Genomic DNA, 3,805 nt, shown 5'->3' on the forward strand with positions numbered 1-3,805 from the left:
CCGCGGAGTTGCCCGCTTTTAACTGTTTTTTCAGAACCACAATTTTTACATTCAACCATAACAGCCACCGGCTGAATTAATATAAACACACCCTACAATATATCTATTGGTCAACACTCTCTTGATTTAATGCTAAGTATGCGAACAAAGTGTTCAACAGTTAGATATCAAAACATTTGTGGATAGGTTGGATAGCAACCTATGCTGTTGTTATAAAGGGAGCTTTTGATAATTTGGTTATTAAAAGAAAGTGTTGTTTGAGCAGTTAGGGTTTTTGCTCATTTGCCCATGCTTCCTTAGCGGCTTTTGCTAGCGCGTCGAGGTTGGGTTGGGCTTGTAGGTCGTAGAGTACGTTTTTGAGTTCGTTGTTTACCAGTAGTGCGATTTCGCCGGGTCGTAGTGGTTCAGGTCTTGTTGATTGGTAGACGCGCAGGGCACGTAGTATGAATTTAATCATGACATCGTTGAGTTGGGTTTGGAGTTCGAAGAGTTCGTTTTGGCCGTCTTTCATTTTTTGGGAGTAGTTGGTTGAGTCCCAATTTCCTTCGCTTGCCATTCTATATCAATCCTTTAGGTGTCATGTCAATTGGACATTATAGCTTTTACTGAAATGAGGAGTTATTGTTGGGGAAGGGTTTGGGTTTGCCGAGTTTTTTGTTTATACAGGCGGATATGAAGCCAAAGTATTCAGGTGAGGGTCGTCCAGGGCGGCTTTTGAATTCGCCGTGAAATTGGGAGGCGAAGTAGAAGTATTTGTCGGGGAGTTCTATTGTTTCCATGCGCAGGCCGTCGCTGCTTTTTCCGGTGAATTGTAGGCCGTGTTGTTTGAGAACATCAATATAGTCGAGGTTGACTTCGAAGCGGTGACGGTGGCGTTCGTGGATTTCTTGTTGGCCAAAGAGTTGGTATGCTAGGCTGTTTTTCTCAAGTAGGATTTTGTGGGTGCCTAGGCGCATGGTTGCGCCTTTGATTTCGATGCCGCGTTGTTCAGGCATCAAGTCGATGACGGGGTAGGGTGTGTCGGGGTTGATTTCGGAGCTGTTGGCGTCGGTTAGGCCGGCGACGTTGCGTGCAAATTCGATAACTGCTAGTTGGAAGCCGTAGCATATACCTAAGAAGGGCAGGTTGTTTTCGCGGCTGTATTTGGTGGCGGCGATTTTGCCTTCGGTGCCTCTTGGTCCAAATCCATAAGGTACAAAGACACCATCGAAGTTTTGGAGTTCTTTTACGCAGTTGGGTTCACGTTCGAATTTTTCTGCTTCGAGGTAGCTGATGTTGACTTTGGTTTTGCATGCGGCGCCGCCGTGGCGGAGGGCTTCGGTCATGCTTACGTAGCTGTCAGTTAGGCCGGCGTATTTGCCGACTAGCGCGATGTTGACTTCGTGTTCGGGGTGTAGCATGGCATCTACAAAGGTTTGCCAGGAGCCGAAGTCTTTGGTGTCGCATTTGAAGCCTAATCGTTGACAGATAAAGTCACCCATACCTTGTTTATCTAAGAGTAGGGGGACCTGATATACGGTTTCAGCGTTATAGGAGCAGAAAACAGAGCTCTCAGGGATTGTTCCAAACAGTGCAATTTTTCGCAGGGTTTCAGCGTCAATCATTTGGGGGCTTCGGGCCACGATGATGTCGGGCTGGATTCCGATGCGTCGGAGTTCATTGACGCTGTGTTGGAGGGGTTTGGTTTTCATTTCGTTGGTAACATCTAAAATGGGTACCAAAGCCACATGTACATAGAGGGTGTTTTCGTATCCTTCTTCGACTCGCATCTGTCGAATGGCTTCTAGGAAAGGCAGGCCTTCGATGTCGCCAACGGTTCCTCCGACTTCGACTAACACGATGTCTGCGTTAACGGAGCGTCCGGCATATTTGATGCGGTTTTTTATTTCGTTAGTGACATGGGGAACGATTTGGACACATCGACCTAAAAAGTCGCCATGACGTTCCTTCTCGATGACTGAGCGGTAGATGGTTCCGGTGGTTAAGTTGTTGTCTTGCTTTAGGCTAAGATCAAGGAAACGCTCATACCAGCCTAAGTCTAGGTCGGCTTCTCCGCCATCATCGGTTACAAAGACTTCACCGTGCATGTAGGGGTTCATTGTGCCTGCATCGATGTTTACATAGGGGTCGATTTTGACCACAGTTGGTTTTAAGGAACGCGCCTGTAGCATTTTACCGATAGAAGAAGTTAAGATGCCCTTACCGACAGAGCTTAAAACGCCGCCTGTTACGAAAATGTACTTAACCATTTGTATCCCCGCAATTACTTACCCTTTCATAAAGAGCCTTTTTAACTCTTTTGTGTACTACGCTAGAAAAATGTGCAATCCAGCGGGCAATATTTGAATAAAAAGTCAGGTTAACTGATCAATGCTCACCTGTTTTGCGGCTACGTTGAACTCCCAATATAAGAACCCAAACACCAAGCAGGATGAGTATGATTGGCCAGAAGTAAGTCCAGAATTCTACAGATCCTCTCAGTGCCACACCCCCTATGAGAACGATAAGCAGACCCATGATAAACAGACCTAACCCACTATGATCACGTTTGGGTGTTGCGTCGCCGTAGGATCGATACTGTACATAGCGATTGTAGGGTCGGGTTTCAGCTTTTTGGGCAACCAGCGGGGCACCACAATTTGAACAGTTTAGGCTACCCTCAGCATTGAATGCTCCGCATTGCATGCAATTAACCACCTAATTCGCCTCTGCATTTAAATCATAAGGGGAAAGACATAAAAATTTTGGTTAAACATCAGGTCAATCTATGAAGAGACAGGTTTATCTGTCATAAGACTATTAAGGTGCAGTTATACAATGAGTAAACGGAGTGTTGCAATTGCCACAAGCTTTTGTATTAATCAACGTTGAATCAGGCGCAGAAGAAGAAGTTGTTACAGAACTACGGAAAGTCGAGGGTGTTGAAGAAGCCTACTACTCATATGGTGTTTATGACATAATAACCAAAGTCAAAGCAGACACTATGGAAAAACTCAAAGACCTAGTTACCCATAAACTGCGGACCCTAACCCGAGTACGCTCAACCTTAACACTGATTATGATGGAAGACTAACCATCAAATCGACTAAGAACCATGCTCTTAGAAAAATAAAGCAACAACTTAGAAAGAGTGGTAATGTCTTTGATGATGCTTTGGCTTAGGTTTTCTTAGCTTGGTGCCACATTTAGGACAGAAAGCCACCCCTTTGGAGACAGGGAGCGCATTACCCTCAGGCCATAAATGCCCGTGGGGACATCGCAGGTCAAACTCAAAAACCTGCTTCTCATAATCTTTGGGGTTGGCAACAATATCTTTTTCAACAGAGAGCTTACTTTTTATGATTTCATGCGGCGGATAGACTACCACAGGAACAACAGGTACCGCAGGTGCAACTCGAACAACAGGTTTTAGAACACAAACAGGATTAGCTTTAATCACAGACGGACTTTTGGGAGAGATAACCTTAGGAGTTATAGGGTCAACGGGAAGAGGAACCTTTGTTGGTTTGGCTTGAGCAACAGGGTCTCTAAAGAGATGATTAGTTGAACCTTTTTTAACATTGATAATTACAGCAGTTGTTGAGGTTCCACATTCAGTACATTTTTTGCTATATTCGCGAAGACGGCGTCCACATTTTCGGCAAAACGGCATAGTATCCACTTAACTTTTATAACCATGTGGGTATTGCTTTGACCGCATTATAAGTTAGGATATAGATGTTTTAGTTTACCTCTTGCTTGTTTTGTGGTAAAATGCCAATCTATCTGCTTACCCGAACCATTTCGATCTGCCGCCCAAACCGAC

At 44.9% G+C, this 3,805-nt stretch carries 5 protein-coding genes; 1 reads left to right on the plus strand and 4 read right to left on the minus strand.

The genetic code is table 11. From position 1 onward, the window contains the following. Window positions 1-265: 265 nt before the first annotated feature. The 3 genes from FWF39_RS12000 to FWF39_RS12010 all read right to left on the minus strand — a co-directional run bounded on the left by FWF39_RS12000 (window position 266) and on the right by FWF39_RS12010 (window position 2,697). The gene (locus FWF39_RS12000) at window positions 266-556 is read right to left on the minus strand and encodes a hypothetical protein (RefSeq protein WP_343383672.1); all 291 of its coding nucleotides are present in this window, start codon (window positions 554-556) and stop codon (window positions 266-268) included. A 46-nt stretch (window positions 557-602) separates the two neighbouring features. Continuing rightward, window positions 603-2,249, minus strand: a complete 1,647-nt coding sequence (locus FWF39_RS12005; RefSeq protein WP_343383673.1) for a CTP synthase — start codon at window positions 2,247-2,249, stop codon at window positions 603-605. Between the two features lie 118 nt (window positions 2,250-2,367). Further along, window positions 2,368-2,697: a hypothetical protein gene (locus tag FWF39_RS12010; protein ID WP_343383674.1), complete on the minus strand. Its 330-nt coding sequence runs from the start codon at window positions 2,695-2,697 to the stop codon at window positions 2,368-2,370. Between the two features lie 142 nt (window positions 2,698-2,839). Between FWF39_RS12010 and FWF39_RS12015 the strand changes: the two genes are divergently transcribed. After that, window positions 2,840-3,073: an Lrp/AsnC ligand binding domain-containing protein gene (locus FWF39_RS12015; RefSeq protein WP_343383675.1), complete on the plus strand. Its 234-nt coding sequence runs from the start codon at window positions 2,840-2,842 to the stop codon at window positions 3,071-3,073. A 48-nt stretch (window positions 3,074-3,121) separates the two neighbouring features. Here FWF39_RS12015 and FWF39_RS12020 read toward each other — a convergent pair whose 3' ends face one another. Beyond that, window positions 3,122-3,652: a hypothetical protein gene (locus FWF39_RS12020; protein WP_343383676.1), complete on the minus strand. Its 531-nt coding sequence runs from the start codon at window positions 3,650-3,652 to the stop codon at window positions 3,122-3,124. Window positions 3,653-3,805 lie beyond the last annotated feature (153 nt).

The sequence above is a fragment of the Candidatus Bathycorpusculum sp. genome, assembly GCF_009778815.1.
In the GTDB taxonomy this organism is placed as follows: domain Archaea; phylum Thermoproteota; class Bathyarchaeia; order Bathyarchaeales; family Bathycorpusculaceae; genus Bathycorpusculum; species Bathycorpusculum hydrogenotrophicum.